The 17016-nt window shown below is 70.9% G+C and carries 15 protein-coding genes and 1 pseudogene; 6 read left to right on the top strand and 10 right to left on the bottom strand.

The genetic code is table 11. The features are described 5' to 3' along the window. Nucleotides 1-362: pseudogene (locus ACIHFD_RS61410) on the top strand (hypothetical protein); the annotation flags it as partial. Here ACIHFD_RS61410 and ACIHFD_RS61415 read toward each other — a convergent pair. Next, nucleotides 359-1186, bottom strand: a complete 828-nt coding sequence (locus ACIHFD_RS61415) for an SDR family NAD(P)-dependent oxidoreductase (protein WP_397374858.1) — start codon at nucleotides 1184-1186, stop codon at nucleotides 359-361. The pseudogene ACIHFD_RS61410 and the gene ACIHFD_RS61415 overlap by 4 nt on opposite strands. A 69-nt stretch (nucleotides 1187-1255) precedes the next feature. Here ACIHFD_RS61415 and ACIHFD_RS61420 point away from each other — a divergent pair, with 69 nt between their 5' ends. Further along, a complete protein-coding gene (locus ACIHFD_RS61420) occupies nucleotides 1256-1675 on the top strand; it encodes a MarR family winged helix-turn-helix transcriptional regulator (RefSeq protein ID WP_397374859.1) in 420 nt (139 codons plus the stop codon). A 70-nt stretch (nucleotides 1676-1745) separates the two neighbouring features. Here the strand turns inward: ACIHFD_RS61420 and ACIHFD_RS61425 are convergent, their stop codons facing one another. After that, on the bottom strand, nucleotides 1746-3239 hold the full coding sequence (locus tag ACIHFD_RS61425; protein ID WP_397374860.1) for an arabinofuranosidase catalytic domain-containing protein: 1494 nt from the start codon (nucleotides 3237-3239) through the stop codon (nucleotides 1746-1748). Nucleotides 3240-3645: 406 nt separating this feature from the next. Beyond that, on the bottom strand, nucleotides 3646-4572 hold the full coding sequence (locus ACIHFD_RS61430) for an alpha/beta fold hydrolase (RefSeq protein WP_397374861.1): 927 nt from the start codon (nucleotides 4570-4572) through the stop codon (nucleotides 3646-3648). 341 nt (nucleotides 4573-4913) lie between these two features. Here ACIHFD_RS61430 and ilvA point away from each other — a divergent pair, with 341 nt between their 5' ends. Beyond that, nucleotides 4914-6164 (top strand): threonine ammonia-lyase IlvA, encoded by a 1251-nt coding sequence (gene ilvA, locus ACIHFD_RS61435; protein ID WP_397374862.1) that lies wholly within the window; start codon nucleotides 4914-4916, stop codon nucleotides 6162-6164. A gap of 29 nt (nucleotides 6165-6193) precedes the next feature. Here the strand turns inward: ilvA and ACIHFD_RS61440 are convergent, their stop codons facing one another. Together ACIHFD_RS61440 and ACIHFD_RS61445 are read right to left on the bottom strand one after the other, a co-directional pair. After that, nucleotides 6194-6811, bottom strand: coding sequence for a DUF305 domain-containing protein (locus tag ACIHFD_RS61440; protein WP_397374863.1), 618 nt, complete (start codon nucleotides 6809-6811; stop codon nucleotides 6194-6196). Continuing rightward, on the bottom strand, nucleotides 6808-7419 hold the full coding sequence (locus ACIHFD_RS61445; RefSeq protein ID WP_397374864.1) for a DUF3105 domain-containing protein: 612 nt from the start codon (nucleotides 7417-7419) through the stop codon (nucleotides 6808-6810). The genes ACIHFD_RS61440 and ACIHFD_RS61445 overlap by 4 nt, the downstream gene beginning before the upstream one ends. Nucleotides 7420-7586: 167 nt before the next feature. Here ACIHFD_RS61445 and ACIHFD_RS61450 point away from each other — a divergent pair, with 167 nt between their 5' ends. Continuing rightward, complete coding sequence (locus ACIHFD_RS61450; RefSeq protein ID WP_363979203.1) at nucleotides 7587-8468, top strand: DMT family transporter; 882 nt, start codon at nucleotides 7587-7589, stop codon at nucleotides 8466-8468. Nucleotides 8469-8594: 126 nt separating this feature from the next. Here ACIHFD_RS61450 and ACIHFD_RS61455 read toward each other — a convergent pair whose 3' ends face one another. The 3 genes from ACIHFD_RS61455 to ACIHFD_RS61465 form a co-directional block, all read right to left on the bottom strand. Continuing rightward, entirely contained in the window at nucleotides 8595-8762 is a 168-nt protein-coding gene (locus ACIHFD_RS61455) for a hypothetical protein (protein WP_397374865.1), read from the bottom strand. 1 nt (nucleotide 8763) lies between these two features. After that, nucleotides 8764-9189, bottom strand: a complete 426-nt coding sequence (locus tag ACIHFD_RS61460) for an organic hydroperoxide resistance protein (protein WP_397374866.1) — start codon at nucleotides 9187-9189, stop codon at nucleotides 8764-8766. An 84-nt stretch (nucleotides 9190-9273) separates the two neighbouring features. Continuing rightward, nucleotides 9274-11751 (bottom strand): BTAD domain-containing putative transcriptional regulator, encoded by a 2478-nt coding sequence (locus ACIHFD_RS61465; RefSeq protein WP_397374867.1) that lies wholly within the window; start codon nucleotides 11749-11751, stop codon nucleotides 9274-9276. Nucleotides 11752-12007: 256 nt separating this feature from the next. Between ACIHFD_RS61465 and ACIHFD_RS61470 the strand changes: the two genes are divergently transcribed. Next, the gene (locus ACIHFD_RS61470) at nucleotides 12008-12784 is read left to right on the top strand and encodes a BTAD domain-containing putative transcriptional regulator (protein WP_397374868.1); all 777 of its coding nucleotides are present in this window, start codon (nucleotides 12008-12010) and stop codon (nucleotides 12782-12784) included. Here ACIHFD_RS61470 and ACIHFD_RS61475 read toward each other — a convergent pair. Then, a complete protein-coding gene (locus ACIHFD_RS61475) occupies nucleotides 12773-15496 on the bottom strand; it encodes an ATP-binding protein (protein ID WP_397374869.1) in 2724 nt (907 codons plus the stop codon). The genes ACIHFD_RS61470 and ACIHFD_RS61475 overlap by 12 nt on opposite strands. A gap of 172 nt (nucleotides 15497-15668) precedes the next feature. Between ACIHFD_RS61475 and ACIHFD_RS61480 the strand changes: the two genes are divergently transcribed. Beyond that, nucleotides 15669-16304, top strand: a complete 636-nt coding sequence (locus ACIHFD_RS61480) for a hemerythrin domain-containing protein (protein WP_397374870.1) — start codon at nucleotides 15669-15671, stop codon at nucleotides 16302-16304. A 106-nt stretch (nucleotides 16305-16410) separates the two neighbouring features. Here the strand turns inward: ACIHFD_RS61480 and ACIHFD_RS61485 are convergent, their stop codons facing one another. Continuing rightward, nucleotides 16411-17001 (bottom strand): TetR/AcrR family transcriptional regulator, encoded by a 591-nt coding sequence (locus ACIHFD_RS61485; protein WP_350723892.1) that lies wholly within the window; start codon nucleotides 16999-17001, stop codon nucleotides 16411-16413. Nucleotides 17002-17016: the final 15 nt, after the last annotated feature.

Below are 17016 nucleotides of genomic sequence, written 5' to 3' on the forward strand. Positions count from 1 at the left end.
GTGAACTGACCATGAAGAGCCCGGAGTTCGCCGGCATGTGGTCCGAGCACCGGGTCAGGAAGTGGGACCTCGCGACCTACCGCATGCACCATCCGCTCGTAGGCCGCATGCAGCTCAACCTCCAGACCCTGAACGTCCCGCAGGAGGAAGGCCAGCGGATAGTCGTGGTGACCGCCGAGGCCGGCACCGGGTCAGCGGCGGCGCTGAGCCTTCTCGCCCGGGCCGGTGGTCCGAGCGGTGTTCGGCCCGTGCGCCGGACGGGGCGAACCGAGGCTGCGGGATCCCCGTGGCACGGGGCGGACGGCCAGGCCGGGGAGAGCGTTGATTCCCACCATGATCGCGATGTGTCACTGGAGCGCTAGGCGAGGTCGACGACTTCGTGCATGCGCAGCCGGCGGTTGAACTCGCCGGTGATCCGCGCGACGACGGTGCGCGGCAGCAGGCGCGCGGGCCAGGTCATGGCACGGTTCACGGCCCGGCCCGGGTAGGACACCGCGCGTCGCCGGGCGTAGTCGTCCAGCGTACGGGCCGCGACGGTGGCCGGCGCGTCGGCGACCCGGGAGTTGATCGTGGCCGAGGTGCCGTCGAAGAAGCCGGTCGCGATCGCGCCGGGGTGCGCGGCCATGACGTGGACGCCGGTGCCGCGCAGCTCCTCGGCCAGCGCCTCGGTGAAGGAGAGCACGAAAGCCTTGGTCGCGGCATAGCTGGCCTGGTAAGGCATGGGCTGGAAGGCCGCGGTGGACGAGACGTTGATGATGCCGCCGGAGCCGCGGGCGACCAGCTCGGCCCCGATCGCGTGGGTCAGCGCGATCAGACCGACGACGTTGAGCCCGACGGAGCGCAGTTGCGGCTCGAGCGGGCGGCTGAGGAACGGGCCCGCGCTGCCCGCGCCGGCGTTGTTGAGCAGCAGATCGACGGTCAGGCCGCGGTCACGCAGCTCCCGCAGGACCCGCTCCGGACCATCCGGAGCGGCGAGGTCACCGGTGATGACCTCGGCGTCCGACCTGCCGTGCCGTTCCCGAATGTGTGCGGCGAGCTCCCGCAGGCTCCCGTCCGAACGGGCCAGCAGGATCACCCGCGCTCCCCGGCGCGTCAGCTCCAGCGCGTACGCCCGCCCCAGCCCCTTGGACGCGCCCGTGACGAGCGCGGTGACGCCGCGATAGTCGTCGGCCACAAAGACCTCCATTGCTTCAAGTCTCGAAGCATTGACGCTAGCACGATCCTTCGAGACTCGAAACACCGGTAGAATGGCGGCATGACCACGCCCGAGCTCACCGCGGTGGTCGCCGCGACCCACGACATCTGGATGCGGACCAACGACCTGATCGGGCAGGCGCTGGCCAGGCACGCCCTGACACCGGCGACGTTCCAGGCGCTGTGGGCCATCGACCCGGCCGAGCCGCCACCCTCGATGAAGGTGATGACCGAGCGCCTGTACTGCAACGCCCCCAACCTGACCTTCATCACCAACCAGCTCGTCGATCGGGGGCTGGTGGAGCGCGCCGTGGACCCGGCCGACCGCCGCTCTCGCGTCCTGGTCCTGACCGCCAAGGGCCGCGAGGTTCGCGACGAACTGGTCCGGACGGCGCTGGAGAAGACCCCGCTGGCGGCTCTGAACCGCGACGAACTGCGGCAGCTCATGGTCCTGCTGAACCGCGCCGTCCGCTCCGGCTGATCTGCCCGAGGCGGCCCAGCGTGGGACCGTCGGCGTCCGGCGGTCCCACGCTCATGCCGTTCGGTGGAGCCTACGGTGCGATCGACCAGAGCTGGCAGGTGTTGTTGAGCCACATCCACAGCCGGGCCGGCGTGCCGTTCGCCGTGCCGCAGTTCTGGTCGTCGAGCACCATGCCGCTGTTCTCGACCACCAGCTCATATCGGCCGTTGCCCGCAGGGATGACCGCCCACTGCTGGCAGGTGTTGCCGAGCGGCTCCCACAGGTTGACGGCCGTGCCGAGGGCCAGCCCGCAGTTGACCGCATCGAGCACCTTGCCGGCGTTGACGTTGGTGATCGTCCACTTGTTCGCGCCGACGCTGTTGAAGCGCCACTGCTGGCAGGTGTTGCCGAGCGCCTGCCACTGGTCGATCTGCGTGCCGTTGGCCGTGCCGCAGTTGACCGCGTCGAGCACCTTGCCGCTCGTGAGGTTCGTGAGCCGGTAGGTGGCTCCGTTCACGGGGAAGGTGACGCTCTTGCTGTAGCCGACGGAGACGACGTTGGCCTGCACGGCGTTCTCCGTGGCGTCGCTCGGGTAACCGCTGGTCATCACGCCTTCGAAGAAGGATCCGACGGAGCCGTTGCTGTTGTCGCCGCCGATGCCGAGGATGATCGCGCCTTGCTTGGTCATCGGGTTGTAGCCCGCCTGGGTGGGCAGCGCCCCGTTGTACCGCGTCGCCAGGCTGCCGGACTGCGCGTTGCCGTCCTTGATGGCGTATGTCGAGGTGCCGTTGTTCTTCAGCATCGCCGTCACGAACGCGGAGCTGCGGCCGGTGTTCGCGGTCCAGGAGCCGTTGCCGCCGGCGAACAACCCGTTCTCGAGGTCCGCCGCGACACGCGGTCCGCCCGCGCACGGTGAGAACCAGCAGAGCGTGCCGAAGTAGATCGCGTCCATGTCGCCGTTGCCGGTGTCCATGTTGTTGGTCTCGGCGTTGCCGTAGTCGAAGCAGCACCGGTTGTTGACGTGAGTGCCCTCGGTCACCATGTACATGCCCTCGGGCTGGCTGCCGGTGGCGACACCGTTCGTCGCGTTGTTGCGGTAGCCGTTGCCCGCGGAGATGTAGACGCCGTAGACCTTGTGGCCACCTGCCGTCACGGGCAGAGCCGCCGCGTTCGCGCCTTGGTCGGCCGTGGGATTGGCGCCGCCGCCGGGAGCGATCGTGAGGTCGTTGTGGCGCGACGTCTGGTCGTAGATGCGAACGATCGTGCAGTACGTGCCCGAGCAGAAGGAGTCCTGGGTCGCGGCGTTCGCGTAACCGCCGGCGCTGAGCACGCCGATGTTGGTCGTCGCACCGTCGGACCAGCGCCGCACCTGGTAGAGCGCCCCGTTGTAGGAGCCGAAGAGCGCACGGGTGGTGCTGTGAGCGGCGACGCACGGTGTGCCGCCGCTCGCGTAGATGTCGCAGGACAACGTGCCGGCCGCCTGTGCCGTGCCTGGCACGGCGACCAGCGCGGTGACGACGAGCGCCGCGAAGGAGGCGACGGTGAGGGCCGTTCGCCGCCAGTGGCGCAGAGACCAGAAACCCATTGTATGCCTTTCGTGTGCGGCGAGGCAGCGCAGTGCCCGGCGATGACTATTTGAGAATTGTTAGCGCTAACAAAATTTGTCTGTTAGCGCTAACATAGTTACCTCTGTATCAACGGGCTATTGCACGGTTCCTTGGCGCGGGACCGTCGGCATGGCTCTACGCACTCTGACGTGCGCCGCAGGTCAGTCACCGGCGAGCGCTCCGCTATGACATGCAGGTTTCCGCTGCGTTTCGACCAAAGTGTCATCAACGATGCGGCGGCTGTCAATACCCGGCGAAGATCGCCTTCTACAGGAGAACTTGGCAAAAAGCGTTACGCCAAAACAGAACTGTCATGGCCCCGGCGCCATGGTGAGGCGTCGGGGCCGCGTGGATGAAGGTTGAGCAGTCGTTCGGCCGATTACCTCAGCGCGCGGCGCGCGAGGTGACGTGCTCGATGGCCTTGACGGCGAGCTCGGGCTGGTCGAGGTAGATGTAGTGCCCGCTGTTCTTGGCGGTGCTCAGCTTGCTCCGGCTGGACAGGCCGAGCCACTTGCGCTGGCCCGCGGTCCACGCCCGCTCCAGGCTCGGCCCGTACGTGGGGATGGCCGCCAGGTACTGCTTGCCGTGCTGGATCACCTTGACCGGGATGTTCCCGGCGGAACGGACCTTGCCGTCGGTGATGACCAGCTTCTCCGGGTTCTTTCCCTGGAATATCGCGAGGTTCTGTGCGCGCACCTCGGCCGCCGGGCCCTTGGCGGAGGCGGGGATCGTCGTGGAGATGTCGGCGACCATGGTCGAGGGTGTGGCGTCCATCAGGACCAGGCCCTTGACCCGGTCCCGGTGCTCGGGGGCGTACCTGGCAGCGATCAGCCCACCCAGCGAGTGCCCGGCCAGGACGACCGGGTTGTCACCGGCGATGCGGTCGAGCACCCCGGTCAGGACCTTGCCGGTGCTCGCGAAGTTCTGCGGCCCATCCGGCTGGTCGCTGCCGCCCGCACCCAGCCGGTCGTAGGAACACACCCGGTTCTTCGCGCTCAGCGTCTTCTGCAGGGCGGCCATCTTGCCCAGAGCGTCACCCCCGCCGTGCAGCAGGACGACGACCGGCTTGCCCTCCGCCAGGTCGCCCGAGCACGACACGTTCACCGACCGCCCGCCGACCTCGATCTTCTTGGTGCCGGAGAACGGATGAGCCTTCCGCGGCGTGGAGGCGAAGGGGTCCCAGTCCTCCGCCTTGGTGGAGGAGAAAGGGTCCCAGTCCGCCGCCGCGGCGCTCCCGGTACCGGCGAGTCCCACACCGACCACGGTGCAGCACAGTACGGCCACAGCGGATGCCTTGAACTTGCGGAGCATGATGTCCTCCAGTCAGAGAAATGACCGAATTGCTGCGGCCATGACGTAACGCTATGGAATCGACAGCCCCGGAATCGTCACCACCTGGGGGACATTCGCCGGTAGCTCGCACGGGGGACAAGCGCGCCGCACCAGACGTAGCCAAGGCCGGCAACCCAGGTATGGCAGGGCCGTCAAGGGCTGAGAGGCGGGCGCCGCGGGAATAGCATGGCCTGGTGGGCTCGTTGTGGCCGAAGTGCTCGCCCGGCGACGGGCGCCGTTCCCGGTGATCGCCCGTTCGGCTGCGGCCATGGCCACCACGACACGACCCTTCTTGATCCACCGCTGTGCCAGGAGTGTGCATGACCGACCGCCTCACCGCCGGGCTGATCAGCCAGGCGGCCGAACGGCTGCGGCCGGTGATACGCCACACCGCACTGGAGCCGAACCAGCGGCTGTCCGACCTGCTCGGTGGTCAGGTGCTGCTCAAGCGCGAGGACGCGCAGGTCTGCCGCTCGTACAAGGTGCGCGGGGCGTTCAACCTGATCGCCTCCCTCACGGATGAGGAACGGCGGCGCGGCGTGGTCTGCGCGAGCGCGGGCAACCACGGGCAGGGCGTCGCGTTCGCCTGCGCCCGTCTGGGGATCAACGGCCGGGTGTACGTCCCGTCCACCACGCCACGGCAGAAGCGCGAGCGTATCGCGGCGCTCGGCGGCGACCGGGTGGAGGTCGTGGTCGGCGGCGGCACCTACGACGAGGCGAGCAGCGCCGCGCACGCCGACAGCGAGCACACCGGCGCCATCTACGTGCATCCGTTCGACGACGTCAGGACGATGGCCGGGCAGGGCACGGTCGGCCTCGAGATCCTGGCGCAGTGCGGGGAGGCGCCGCACACCATGGTCGTCCCGGTCGGCGGAGGCGGCCTGATCAGCGGCATCGCCGTCTGGCTGCGCGAGCACTCACCCGCCACCCGCATCGTGGGGGCCGAGCCCGCCGGAGCGGCCAGCATGCGCGCCGCCCTCGACCACGGCGAGCCTCTCGCCCTGCCCGAGTTGGACACCTTCGTGGACGGCGCCGCCGTCGGGAGGGTGGGAGACGCCACGTTCCCCCTGGTCAAGGACCTGGTAGACGAGGTCGTGGCGGTCGATGAGGGTGCGGTGTGCACCGAGATGCTGGATCTCTACCAGACCGACGGCATCATCGCCGAACCCGCCGGAGCTCTCGCGGGTGCCGCGGCCCGTGAGCTGCTGCCCAACGCCTCCGGAGGGCCGGTGGTGTGCGTGGTGTCGGGCGGCAACAACGACGTCAGCCGGTACAACGAGGTGCTGGAGCGCTCTCTTGTGCACATCGGGCTGAGGCACTACTTCCTGGTGACCTTCCCGCAGCGCCCTGGCGCCCTGCGCCACTTCCTGGACGAGGTTCTGGGAGAGGGCGAGGACATCATCGTCTTCGAGTACGTCAAGAAGAACAACCGTGAAACCGGCCCGGCGCTCGTCGGCATCGAACTCGAGCGGGCCGGCGACCTCGACAGCCTCCTGTCCCGGATGAAGGCCAGCCCGCTCACGGTGGAGCGCATCCCACCGGGCTCGCCGCTGTTCACGTTCCTTCTCTGACGTCCCGTGCCCGCAGGCCACGCGTGCGGTCAGGCCGAGGTCTCGGAGGCGCCGCGTGCCGCCAGCATGCGCCGCATCAGGTCGATCTCGGCCTTCTGGGCGGCCAGGATGGCGCCGGCCATGCGGCTGACCTGGGGCTGCTCACTCTGAACGGCCGCTTGGGCCATCTGCACGCCGCCCTGATGGTGCGGGATCATCAGGCGCAGGAACAGCACCTCGGCGTCCTTGCCGTCGGCCTGCTCCAGCTCCTTGATCTGGGCCGCGGTGGCCATGCCGGGCATGGCCTTGTTCGTGCTGTGGTGGCTCTGGCCCATCCAGGCCATGCGCGGCTGCAGCGAGGCCTGGGACAGGCCCCACATGTCCAGCCAGGCGTACATCTGCCCGATCTGCTGCTGTTGAGTGGTCGCGATGTCGTAAGCGAGCGTCCTGACCTCGCGATCGCTGGTGCGATCCCGGACGATGAGCGCCATCTGGACGGCCTGCGCGTGATGAGCCTGCATGTCACGGGCGAACCCCGCCTCCACCGAGGCGTCCGCGGGCGGCCGGGGGTAGAGGAGTCCGAGGCTCAGGACGGCCACCGCGAACGCCAGCGCGGCGGTCGCGGGCACCAGCACGCGGCGCCGCCGCAGAACGGCCGGCAACCTCATGCGGACGGCTCCCCGACCCCGCCGGTGCAGGTCGCCCCCGGCTCGGGCGTGCCCGGGCCGTTGATGTGGGTGCGCAGGAACACCGGCAGTCGCGGATCGTCGGCGCTGTCGAGTTTGAGCTGCTTGCCCCAGGAGTTGAGCGCGACCGGGGACGACAGGCCCGGGTAGGGGGACAGGAGGACGAAGTCGCGTCCCCTGGCCTGGTCGAGCAGCATGTCGAGCTGTTCTTTGGGCAGTCCCGGACGGTAGGCCACCCAGACCGCTCCGTGCTCCTGGCTGTGGACCGCGTTCTCGTTGCGGATCGGATCGGTGTAGACGCCGCAGTTCTGCCAGGCCGGGGAGTGATCCCCGCCGACGGGCGGCGCCTGCGGATACGTGACCGGCTTGCTGGTGTGGTTGCGTTGCGTCACGTTGACCGTCTGCACCGCGTCCAGGGACGTGCGGGCACGGTCGTCGAGCCAGAACACCGTCACCGCCGCGGCCAGCGCGCCGACGCCGGTCACGGAGACGCCGATCACGGCGATCCGGCGCCGCCTCTCCTGCCGTCGCTGCTGAGCCTGCAGCGCGGAGAGCCGCTCCTTGATCGTGCCCTGCAGCTTGTCGCCCATTCGACTGCCTCTCCTTACGAGCTTCTACGTTACGTAGAAGTTCTACCGCATGTCGAATACAGAGGTCGTAAGAGCAGCTGGTGCACTCAGTTACAGAGTCGGCGTCCGGGGAAGCGGAACGGGGTGCTCATTCCTGTCGAACAGGACACCGGAGACCGTCACCCTTGGTGATCGTCATCATCGTCTCTCTGGGGGCGGCGTGCCTTCTGGGTATCGGCTTCGTCGCCCAGCAGCATGCCGCGTACCGCGAGCCGCTGGAGGAGATGCTGCACGCGCGCCTGCTCCTGAACCTCATGCGCATGCCGTTGTGGCTGGTCGGGCTCGGGCTGATGGTGTGCGGCCAGATCCTCGGCGCCATCGCGCTCCGGTATGCGGACGTGTCGCAGGTGGAGCCGCTTCTCGCGATGAACCTGCTGTTCGCCCTGACCGCGGCCCATGTCATCTACCAGGAACCGTTCGGCCGGACGCTGCAGCTGGGCGCCTTGCTGGTGAGCGGAGGAGTGGCGCTGTTCCTGTTCGCCGGAAGGCCCCAGGGTGGCCGCCTCCCCGATCCGGTCTCCATACGGTGGCTCGCGGCGCTCCCGGTGGTCGTGGTCGCGGGGGCACTGGTCCTCTTCGGCCTGCGGCGGACCCTGAAGGTCAAGGCGATCTTGCTGGCGGCCGCCGCCGGGGTGCTGTACGGCCTGCAGGACGTACTGACCCGCGGCTCCCTGCTCACGCTGGACAACGGGCCGAACATGCTCACGACCTGGCAACTGTACGTCTTGCCGTGCGTCGCCGTGGTGGGGTTGCTGCTCAATCAGAGCGCGTTCGACGCCGCCCCGCTCCAGATCTCGCTACCGGCCACCACGGTCGCGGAGCCGATCTGCGGGATCGTGCTGGGTGTGGCGATCTTCGCCGAGCGCCTGCAGGTCACCCCGGCGGCGATCGCAGGTGAGGTGGCCGGTTTGGTCGCGATGGTGACCGGCATCGTCATCCTCGGCCGATCCCCGTTCCTGGCCAAGCCCGCGCAGCCCGTGCTCCAAGGTCCGCACCGAAGGGAGCGGTGATCCGGACACGGACTCCAGGCTCAGAAGACCTGGGCCAGGCACCCCAGGGCGACGGCCACCACGATCGTGGCGACCGCCAGGGCTCTTACGGGTTTGGGTATGCGCAACACGTTGCCCCTCCAGGTTTCACAGGCAGTACCGCACGAGCCATTCGTCCTCGTCATAGACACCCCGCGCGGGGTCCGGCGCGGTGGCCGCACGCTCTTCGACCGTGTCCTCGAGCCGGATCCGCTCGGGCAGCCGACCGAAGCGGGCACGGCGTGCCGATTCGGCGGGGTCCTGCGCCGGCCGCACGTCAGGCGGCTTTCGCGTTGATGGTGACCGGGATGTTGCCGCGGGTCGCCTTGGAGTAGGGGCAGATCTGGTGGGCCGCGGCGCCGAGCACGTCGGCCGTCTGCTGGTCCACGCCTCCTAGCTCCAGGTTGAGCACGGCGCTGAGGCCGAACTCGCCGTCGTCGCCGTGGTGCAGGGTCACCTCCGCCGTGATGGCCGTGCTCGTCAGCCTGATCTTGCGCTCCGCCGCCGCCCTTCTGACCGCGCCGAGGAAGCAGGAGCCCCAGCCCGCGGCCAGCAACTGCTCGGGGTTGGTGGCCCCGCCCGCGCCGCCGAGCTGCTTCGGGATGGCGAGCGTCGTGTCGAGGAGGCCGTCGTCGGCCTGGACCCGGCCTCCGTTGCGGCCTTCTCCCGTGACGGTGACGACTCCGGTGTAGCTGACAGCCATGGCTTTCCCTCCAAGGTTTCCGGGGACGCATCGTGCGTCACCTGTTCAACTGGTGACGATATTGGCAAAGCCGTGCGTCACCTGTCAAGCCGGTGACGAGTCCTGGCGGCGGAACAGGCTCGGGTCCCGTTCGGCCCACAGCTCTTCCTCCAGGTGGTGGTCTCGCCACTCCTCCGGCGGGTCGGCCAGCCAGTCGTGGCCGAAGATCGTGTACGGATGATCCGCGCGCACGCGCTCCACCTCGTACTGGCCCAGATACGCCATCAGCGGCCGCCACCACGGCCCGTTCGCGAGGATCAGGTACGAGGCCGCCAGCCCCGGTTCGTGCAGCCAGCCGCGCATCATCCGCGCCTGGAACACGTCCGTGACGGGAGACGGCTTGGCCTCGAGGGCCGGGCAGATCAGATGCCGCGCGATCGCGATGTGCGCCCCGGGCGGCACCGCCCCGCGCCGGCTCACGTCGTGCCAGACGTCGCCCACGACAGGGTCGGCCTCCAGCTCGTCCGGCTCCGGCGTCCGCAGGGTCAGCCAGCTCATGAAGGCCCGCAGCCGATTGCTCTCGCGGCACCGGAGCAGGGAGAACGCCTCTGGCTGACGGCCAAGCCAGAACCGGACGGACGCGGCCGTGAACTCGCCGCCGCTCTCGCGCGCCATGGTGACGAGCTCGTCGTGGTCGGCGGGGGTCGCCTCGGACACCCGCACGTCGGCCTCGCCCACCTCCGAGACGTACCGGCGCACGACCCCGCCGCGCCGGCGCAGATGGCTGATCGTCCGCATGGCCGCCACGCTCTCCTGCGGTTCGCGGGCGTCGCGCAGGAGCTCGTCCATGACGTAATGGCGGATCCGCCGGTGCATCCGCTCGTAGCCGAGGGGGTCCCGCCACCGCAGGTCGTGGTCGAGGGCCTCGCACAGCACACCGTTGATGTCCAGACCGTGAGCGGCGGTGTCGACGCACGGTTGCGCCCGGAGCCAGTCGAACAGCTCCGCCGCCCGTCCACCCGGCACCACGGCGTCGAGGAGATCCTCGGTGGTGTGGCGGGCGTGCGCGGCCACGTGCAGCGCCCACCGGTGCGCGTCCGTCGGCGCGCTCCCGGCCAGGCGCGCGAGCACGTCGTCGACGACGTGGCGAACGGCGTCACGGCGCGGCGGTTGTCCCGTGGCCGACATGCTCCTGCCGACCTCGGCGGCGAGCGACAGGGCGAAGGGGTTGCCGGCGGCGAAGTCCACGATGGACCGCCGGAGGCCGGGGTCGACGCCGCGGGCCTCCACCAGCGCGGTGGACTCCGGAGCGGTGAGGACGTCGAGGTGGCGCATCACGATCGTCCCGGACCAGGCCGGATCGACGAGCCAGGCGGCGCTCGGCCCGGTCCGGCCCGCCACCACGATGATCGTGTCCCCGGGCAGCCGGCGGAGGTATTCGTCGCGCAGCCACGGTTCGAGGTCACTCAGCTCCTCGAAGGAGTCGATGAGCAGGATCGGGCCGGAAACGCCGGAGAGCTCCTCCGCGAACCGTCCGAGGTGTTCGCGCGCCTCCGCGGTCGCCGAGCCGTGGAGGTGCCACACCCGCCGCCCCGCGGCGATGGCGTCGTCGGCGAGCCGGCGCAGCAGCGTCGACTTGCCGATGCCGGCGGGGCCGCGGAAGAAGAGCAGGCCCGGACGTTCCCCTCGGCTCCTCTTCAGCAGGTCCCGGAAGGCGGCGCGCTCCGTGTCCCTCCCGACGAACCGCCAGTGGGAGGTCTCATCCGGGGCGCGTACGGCGGGCCGCTCGGCCCATGGAGCGAGGGCGAACTCGTCGTCGTGGTCCGCGTCGGCCCGCAGGATCCTGTCGTGGATCTCCCGCAGCCGCGGCCCCGGGCTGACGCCCAGCTCCTTGCCCAGCAGGTCGTAGACCGTCCGGTAGACCTCGAGCGCCTCCACCCGCCTGCCGCAGCGGTACAGAGCGAGGAGGTAGATCTCGTACAGGGGTTCTTCGAGCCGGTTCAGCTGGATGAGCAGCGGGAGCTCGGCCACCACCTCCGCGTGCTCCCCCCGCTCCAGGCGGAGCTGCAGCAACTCCTGGGTGGCGATCAGCTTCAGTTGTTCCAGCCGGAACCGCTCGCATTCGGCGGCCTCGCCCGGGACCCCGGCCAGCGCCGTGCCCGTCCAGAGGCCGAGCGCCTGCTCCAGACGGCTCGCGGCCGCCGCGACGCGCCCGCTCGCGCGCTCCTGCCTGGCGGTTTCGAGCAGATCGGCGAACTCGGTGGCGTCCAGCGCGCACAGCGCCGGGTCGAGCATGTAGCTCCCGGACTGGGAGCTGATCGCCGACTCCAGCCCGCATTCGGACAGCAGCCGCCGGATGCGGGAGATGTAGGTCCGGATGACGGCTTCGCCGGTGGCCGGCGCCCGGTCGCCCCACACTCCGGTGATCAGCTCACCCGTCCGTACGAAACTGCCGCTGTTGACCAGCAACAGCATCAGGACGGCCTGTTGTTGCGGGGCGCCGAGATCCAGGCGCGTCTCACCGTAGTAGAGGCCGGGCGGCCCGAGAACGGTGAACCTGCAGGGAGCCGAGACTCCAATCACGATCGGGCGTTTTCCTTACGATTGCGTGGTGCGGGCCCGCGGTAGTAGATCCCGGCCCGGACCGTCCTCGCGAGCGTCACGTGACGCCGTACGTGTACGTCATCCCAGGCCGGCACGGCCCACGCCGGGAAAAGTCAGAAAACTCACAGAGCACCGACAACCCGGTCAATGCGCCCGAAGTCCCGACCCAGCGTCAGTAGGGTCGGTCAGGGAGTAAGGCGTCGGTGACGCTACGCGAGAGGGCGGGGGAACCTCGATGAGCGGGGTGAGCTTCGGGCTGTTGGGCCCGATCAAGGTCTGGAGTGGCGGCGAAGAGCTGGACACGGGGTCCCCGCAACAGCGGGGAGTGCTCGCCCTGCTGCTCCTGAGCCAGGGACAGCAGATCACGATCGACGGGATCGTGAGCGCGTTGTGGGGTCGCGAGGCGCCGCGCAGCGCCGTCGTGAGCACCCGTACCTTCATCTCCCGCCTGCGCCGGGTGCTGGCCGACGGCAGTGCGGCCGGCCTGGGCACCGAAGCGGAGATCAGGTCGGTGGGCCGCGGCTACCAACTGGTCGTCGACCCCGGCGCGGTCGACGTGACGGTGTTCCGCCAGGCCACCGCCGCCGCCCGCGAGGCCCGCGAGCAGGGGAAGATCGCGGAGGCGTCCGGGCTGCTGCGTGGCGCGCTGGCGCTGTGGCGCGGACCGGCGCTCGACGGGTTGGGCGGCGCCTTCTTCGAGGGCCGCCGCGCCTGGCTCGAACGGCTGCGCGCGTCGGCGGTGGAGGAGCGCTGGGCGCTCGACATCGAGCAGGGCGACTGCCGCGACGCGATCGCCGGGCTGACGCTCGCGACGGCGGCGGAGCCCTATCGCGAGCGGTTGTGGGAGCTGCTGATGTGGGCCTTCGACCGCGACGGGCGTCGCGAGGAGGCCCTGTCGGCCTACCACCGGATCGCCCGGCTGCTGGACGACGATCTGGGGCTGGAGCCCGGCCCCGGGCTGCGGAGGATGTACGCCCGGATCAGGACGGCGGCCGGCGCCTCACTCGTCTGAGCCGCACGAGGTCCTGAGCACCCGCGCGAGATCGGCCCGGGAGCTCACCCCCAGCTTGGGGAAGATCCGGTGCAGGTGGGTGCTGACGGTCCGGTGAGAGAGGTACAGCCGCTGTCCGATCTCCCGGTTGGTCAGCCCCTCGGCGGCCAGCTGCGCGATGCTCAGCTCGTGCGGGGTGAGCTTCTCCCGCGCGTCCGGGTCGCGGTTAGGGCTCGACTCCCCCGCTCCACGCAGCTCCCGTCGTGCGCGCTCGCCCCATGCGGCCATGCCGAGCGCGTCGAAGGTCTCCCTGGCCGTACGCAGGTGCGTCCGGGATTCCGCGGCCCGGCGCCGCCGCCGCAGCCATTCGCCGAACGCCAGATGGAGGCGTCCGCGTTCGGCGGGCCATCCGGTCAGGTCCGCCCGCAGCGCGGCGGTGAACAGCTCCTCCGCCTCCTCGTCCGGGGCGAGCACGGCACGCGCGTAGCGCAACCCGATGTGCAGCGCCGGTGACGGCGTCGATGCGGCCAGCGGCTCCAGGTCGCGCAGGATGTCCCGCATGGCGTCGGTCCGCCCGGCGCGCACGGCGGCCTCGGTGAGCTCCGCGAGGCAGTAGGCGCGCAGGGCCAGCTGGTGGGCGGGGTCCGCGGGGTCGAGGATCCGGCTCAGGGCGGCGAACGCGTCGTCGAACCGCCCCTCGCTCAGGGCCGCGAGCCCGCGCGTGAGCTGGACGGTGGCCAGGACGGGCCGGGCGCCGACGGGGAGCGCGACGCGTTCCGCCTCGTCGGCGAGGGCTCTGGCCTGCCCGTGGTCGCCCCTCAGCGCGGCGATCTCGGCCTGGACGGCCGTGGCCAGCCCGTACACGAACGGCTGGCCGGTCTCCTTGGCGAACGTGGCGGCCTCCGCCGCAGCCGTCAGGGCCCCGGCCAGGTCGCCGAGCCGCGCCCGGCTCCACGCCAGAACGGCCAGCGCCCGGGGCAGCAGGCCGAGCCGGCCCTGGGCGCGCAGGACGGGCGCGGCCGCCGCGGAGAAGCGGGCGGCCAGGTCGAACGCCCCGACCTGCAGCGCCGCGCTGCCCAGGTAACGATCGCCTTCCGGGTCGGCGCCGGCCACGGCGGCCAGTTCGCGCAGCCGTTCCAGAGTGGTGCCGCCTCGCTCGAACGGCGCGACGTACGCCGCGACCGCGACCAGGCGCGGATCCCCGTCGGGAACGGGCAGCCGGTCGGCCACGTCCAGCAGCGCACGCCGGGCGGCCGGGCCCGGTTCGGACCAGAAGCAGCGCATGGCGGCGCCCCACAGGATCCGGACGGCCGGCTCGACCTGCCCGTCGGCGGCGACCGAAGCGGCCAGCTCGGCCAGCTCCGGAACGCGGGAGAGGTCCTCGCGTACCCCGTCCTCGAAGCTGCTGAGCAACCACGCGGCGGTGGCCCGCCGGCGCGGCGAGAGTTCGAGGGCCTGCGCGTCGCGCACCAGACGCTCGGACGTGCCGCGGCTGCCGGCCTCGACCGCGAGCTCGGCCGCTCCCAGCAGCCTGTCCGCCTTCCTGTCCTGCCTCTCGCTCAGCCGGGCCGCCTGCTCGTACGCCGCGATCGCGGCGGCGACCCCGCCCCGGCGCCGGGCCCGGCCGGCCGCGCGATCCAGCTCGGCCGCCACCGCCTCGTCGGCTCCGGACGTCGCGGCGGCCCGGTGCCAGGCCCGCCGGTCCGGCTGGTCGCGCAGCGTCTCGGCGAGAGCCAGGTGGGCCTGCCTGCGTTCGGCGAGCGCCGAAGCGGCCGGGATGGCCGACCGCATCAGGGGATGGCGGAACCTCACCGCGCCGATGCCGAGCTCGATCAACCGGACCTCGACGGCCGGTGCGAGGATCTCCAGCTCGGCCGCCGACCCCAGGATCACGCCCGTGGCCGCGAGCGTCTCGGAGACCGAATCGCTCTGGTTGAGCGCCGCGACCAGCAGCGCAGTGCGGGCCGGCGCGGGCAGGGCGGCGACCCGGGCGGTGAACGCGCGCTCGAGACGCTCGCTCAGCGGCAGCATCGGGCCGGGCTCACCCCGATGTTTCATGGCCGCCGGCAGTTCGGTCAGCGCCAGCGGGTTCCCGGCGGCCTGCGCCAGCAGCCACGCCCGGGCCGTCGGGGTGAGGCCGGTGGCGGTCGAGTCCAGGAGCTCGGCGGCGACCTCGTCGGAGAGGCGGTCGACGGGCATCGGGGACAGCCCTGCGTCCTGCAGGAAAGAACGCTCGCCCTCCCTGAGGGTCGCGACCATGCCGATGGGCTCGGACTCGATCCGGCGCGCCACGAAGGCGAGGATGTCGGCGCTGGCGCAGTCGAGCCAGTGCACGTCCTCGGCGACGACCAGCAGCGGCTGGACGGCGGCCGTCTCGGCCAGCAGGGTCAGCGTGGCGAGGCCGATGAGGTACGCGCTGAGCTCGGCCCCCTCGGCGAGACCCAGCGCGCAGCGCAGGGCGTCACGCTGCGGGGCCGGCAACGCGTCCACGCCCGCCCGGACCGGGTACAGCAGCTGGTGCAGCCCGGCGAAGGCGAGGTTCCGCTCGGCCTCCACGCCGGTCATCGTCAGCACGCGCAGGCCCGCGGCCGACGCCCCGGAGACGGCCTCCGCCACAAGCGCGGACTTCCCGATGCCGGCCTCTCCCCGCAGGAGGACGCCGCTGCGCTTCGCAGGGTCCTCGATGAGCTCGGCCAGGGCCTTCAGCTCGGCTTCGCGTCCAAAAAGGCGCATGCTACGGCGCACCTCCCCTCGGCCGCTCCGTTCGAATCCCGCCGTGACCCTACCGAAAGCGCCCAGGTAGGACGGACCGTCAACCCGACGTATACGTCCGGGACAGGCGCCTGCCCCAGGCGCCGATCATTCGTCAACGTGACCTCCTCCCGCTGCTTCTACGCTCCCCGGCATGTCGACCAACACCGAGGCCGCGGCCGTCACCGAGACCCGCCTCATCCACGCCTTCCACCGGCGCGCCACGACGTTGTTGTGCGAGGCCGCGCTCAAGCCCTCCGTCCCCCTCGCGGCCCTGGCCGAGCTGCGCGTTTTCCTCGTCAAGAACCTGCGCCACCATCACGAGACCGAGGACCGCCAGCTGTGGCCGATGATCGCGGCGGTGGCGCCGGAGGCGGCGGAACGGTTCGCCGCGCTGAGCGAGGAGCACGACGACCTCGATGTCACGCTCGACGTCCTCGAGGCCGTGCCGATCCGCGCGGACGGCGACCGCCCGGGACTGCTGCGGGCGGCCGAAGCGGTTCGGGGCCTGGTGCATCGGCATCTGGAGCACGAGGAGCCGCTGCTGTTCCCGGCGTTGCGCGAGCACATCTCGCCGGACGAGTGGGCCGCGTTCTCGCGCGCGACCGTCGCGACCTCGCCGACCGAGGCGGCACACCTGATCGTGGGGTTCCTCGACCAGGTCGGCACGCCGGAGGAGGTCGCGCTCGTCCTGTCCGGCCTGCCGGAGCCCGCGCAGCGGTTCGTGCCCGCGATGCGCGAGCAGGCGCGCGCCGCCCTCGCGGTCCTGTCCGGCGCCACGGAAGGCTGAGCGCACGCGACACCCGGACTCGCGGCGCCCTTCGTCGACCGGCCGGCCTGAGCAGCCCGGCTATGGCTTGTATGCGCGTCGTCAACCGTTCGTATGCAGGCGGTGCCTAGGGTCGTACCGGGGCAGGCTTGCCCGGCCGTACCGTTCGGGAAGGAGATCCATGACCGACGCCGCGCAGCAGTGTGTCGACCACGACGTCGGCGGCCTGTGCGGCGCTCAGCTCGGGCAGGTCCTCGGCGGCGTGCACCATCAGCGGCGGCAGGACCGTGGCCGCCCAGCCGGGTGGCAGGTCGGAGCGCAGGAGGCCCTCGTCGGTGGCGCGCCGCAGGAAGGCGTCGACCTCGTCGATCAGGCCGCGGCGGCGCTCGCGGAGCGTCTCCTCGCGGAGCATGCGGCTCGTTTCCACGGGCCATTTGCGGTTGACGGCGATGATGCCCTCGACGTAACGGTGCAGCGCGACCTCGACCGGGGCCTCGCGTAGCCTGGCCGCCTCGATGGCCTTCTCGACCGCGTCGTAGCGGGCTCCGTAGACGGCGGCCATGAGGTCTTCGCGGGAGGCGAAGCGGCGGTAGACCGTGCGGCGGTCCACTCCTGCCGCGGCGGCGATGGCGGCGATGGTCGCCGAGGGATCGTCGGCGAGCATGCGGGCGCCTGTGCTCAGGACGCGTTCGAGGTTGCGTGTCGCGTCTGCTCTCATCCGCACAAAGATACC

The organism is Nonomuraea sp. NPDC051941 (assembly GCF_044593615.1).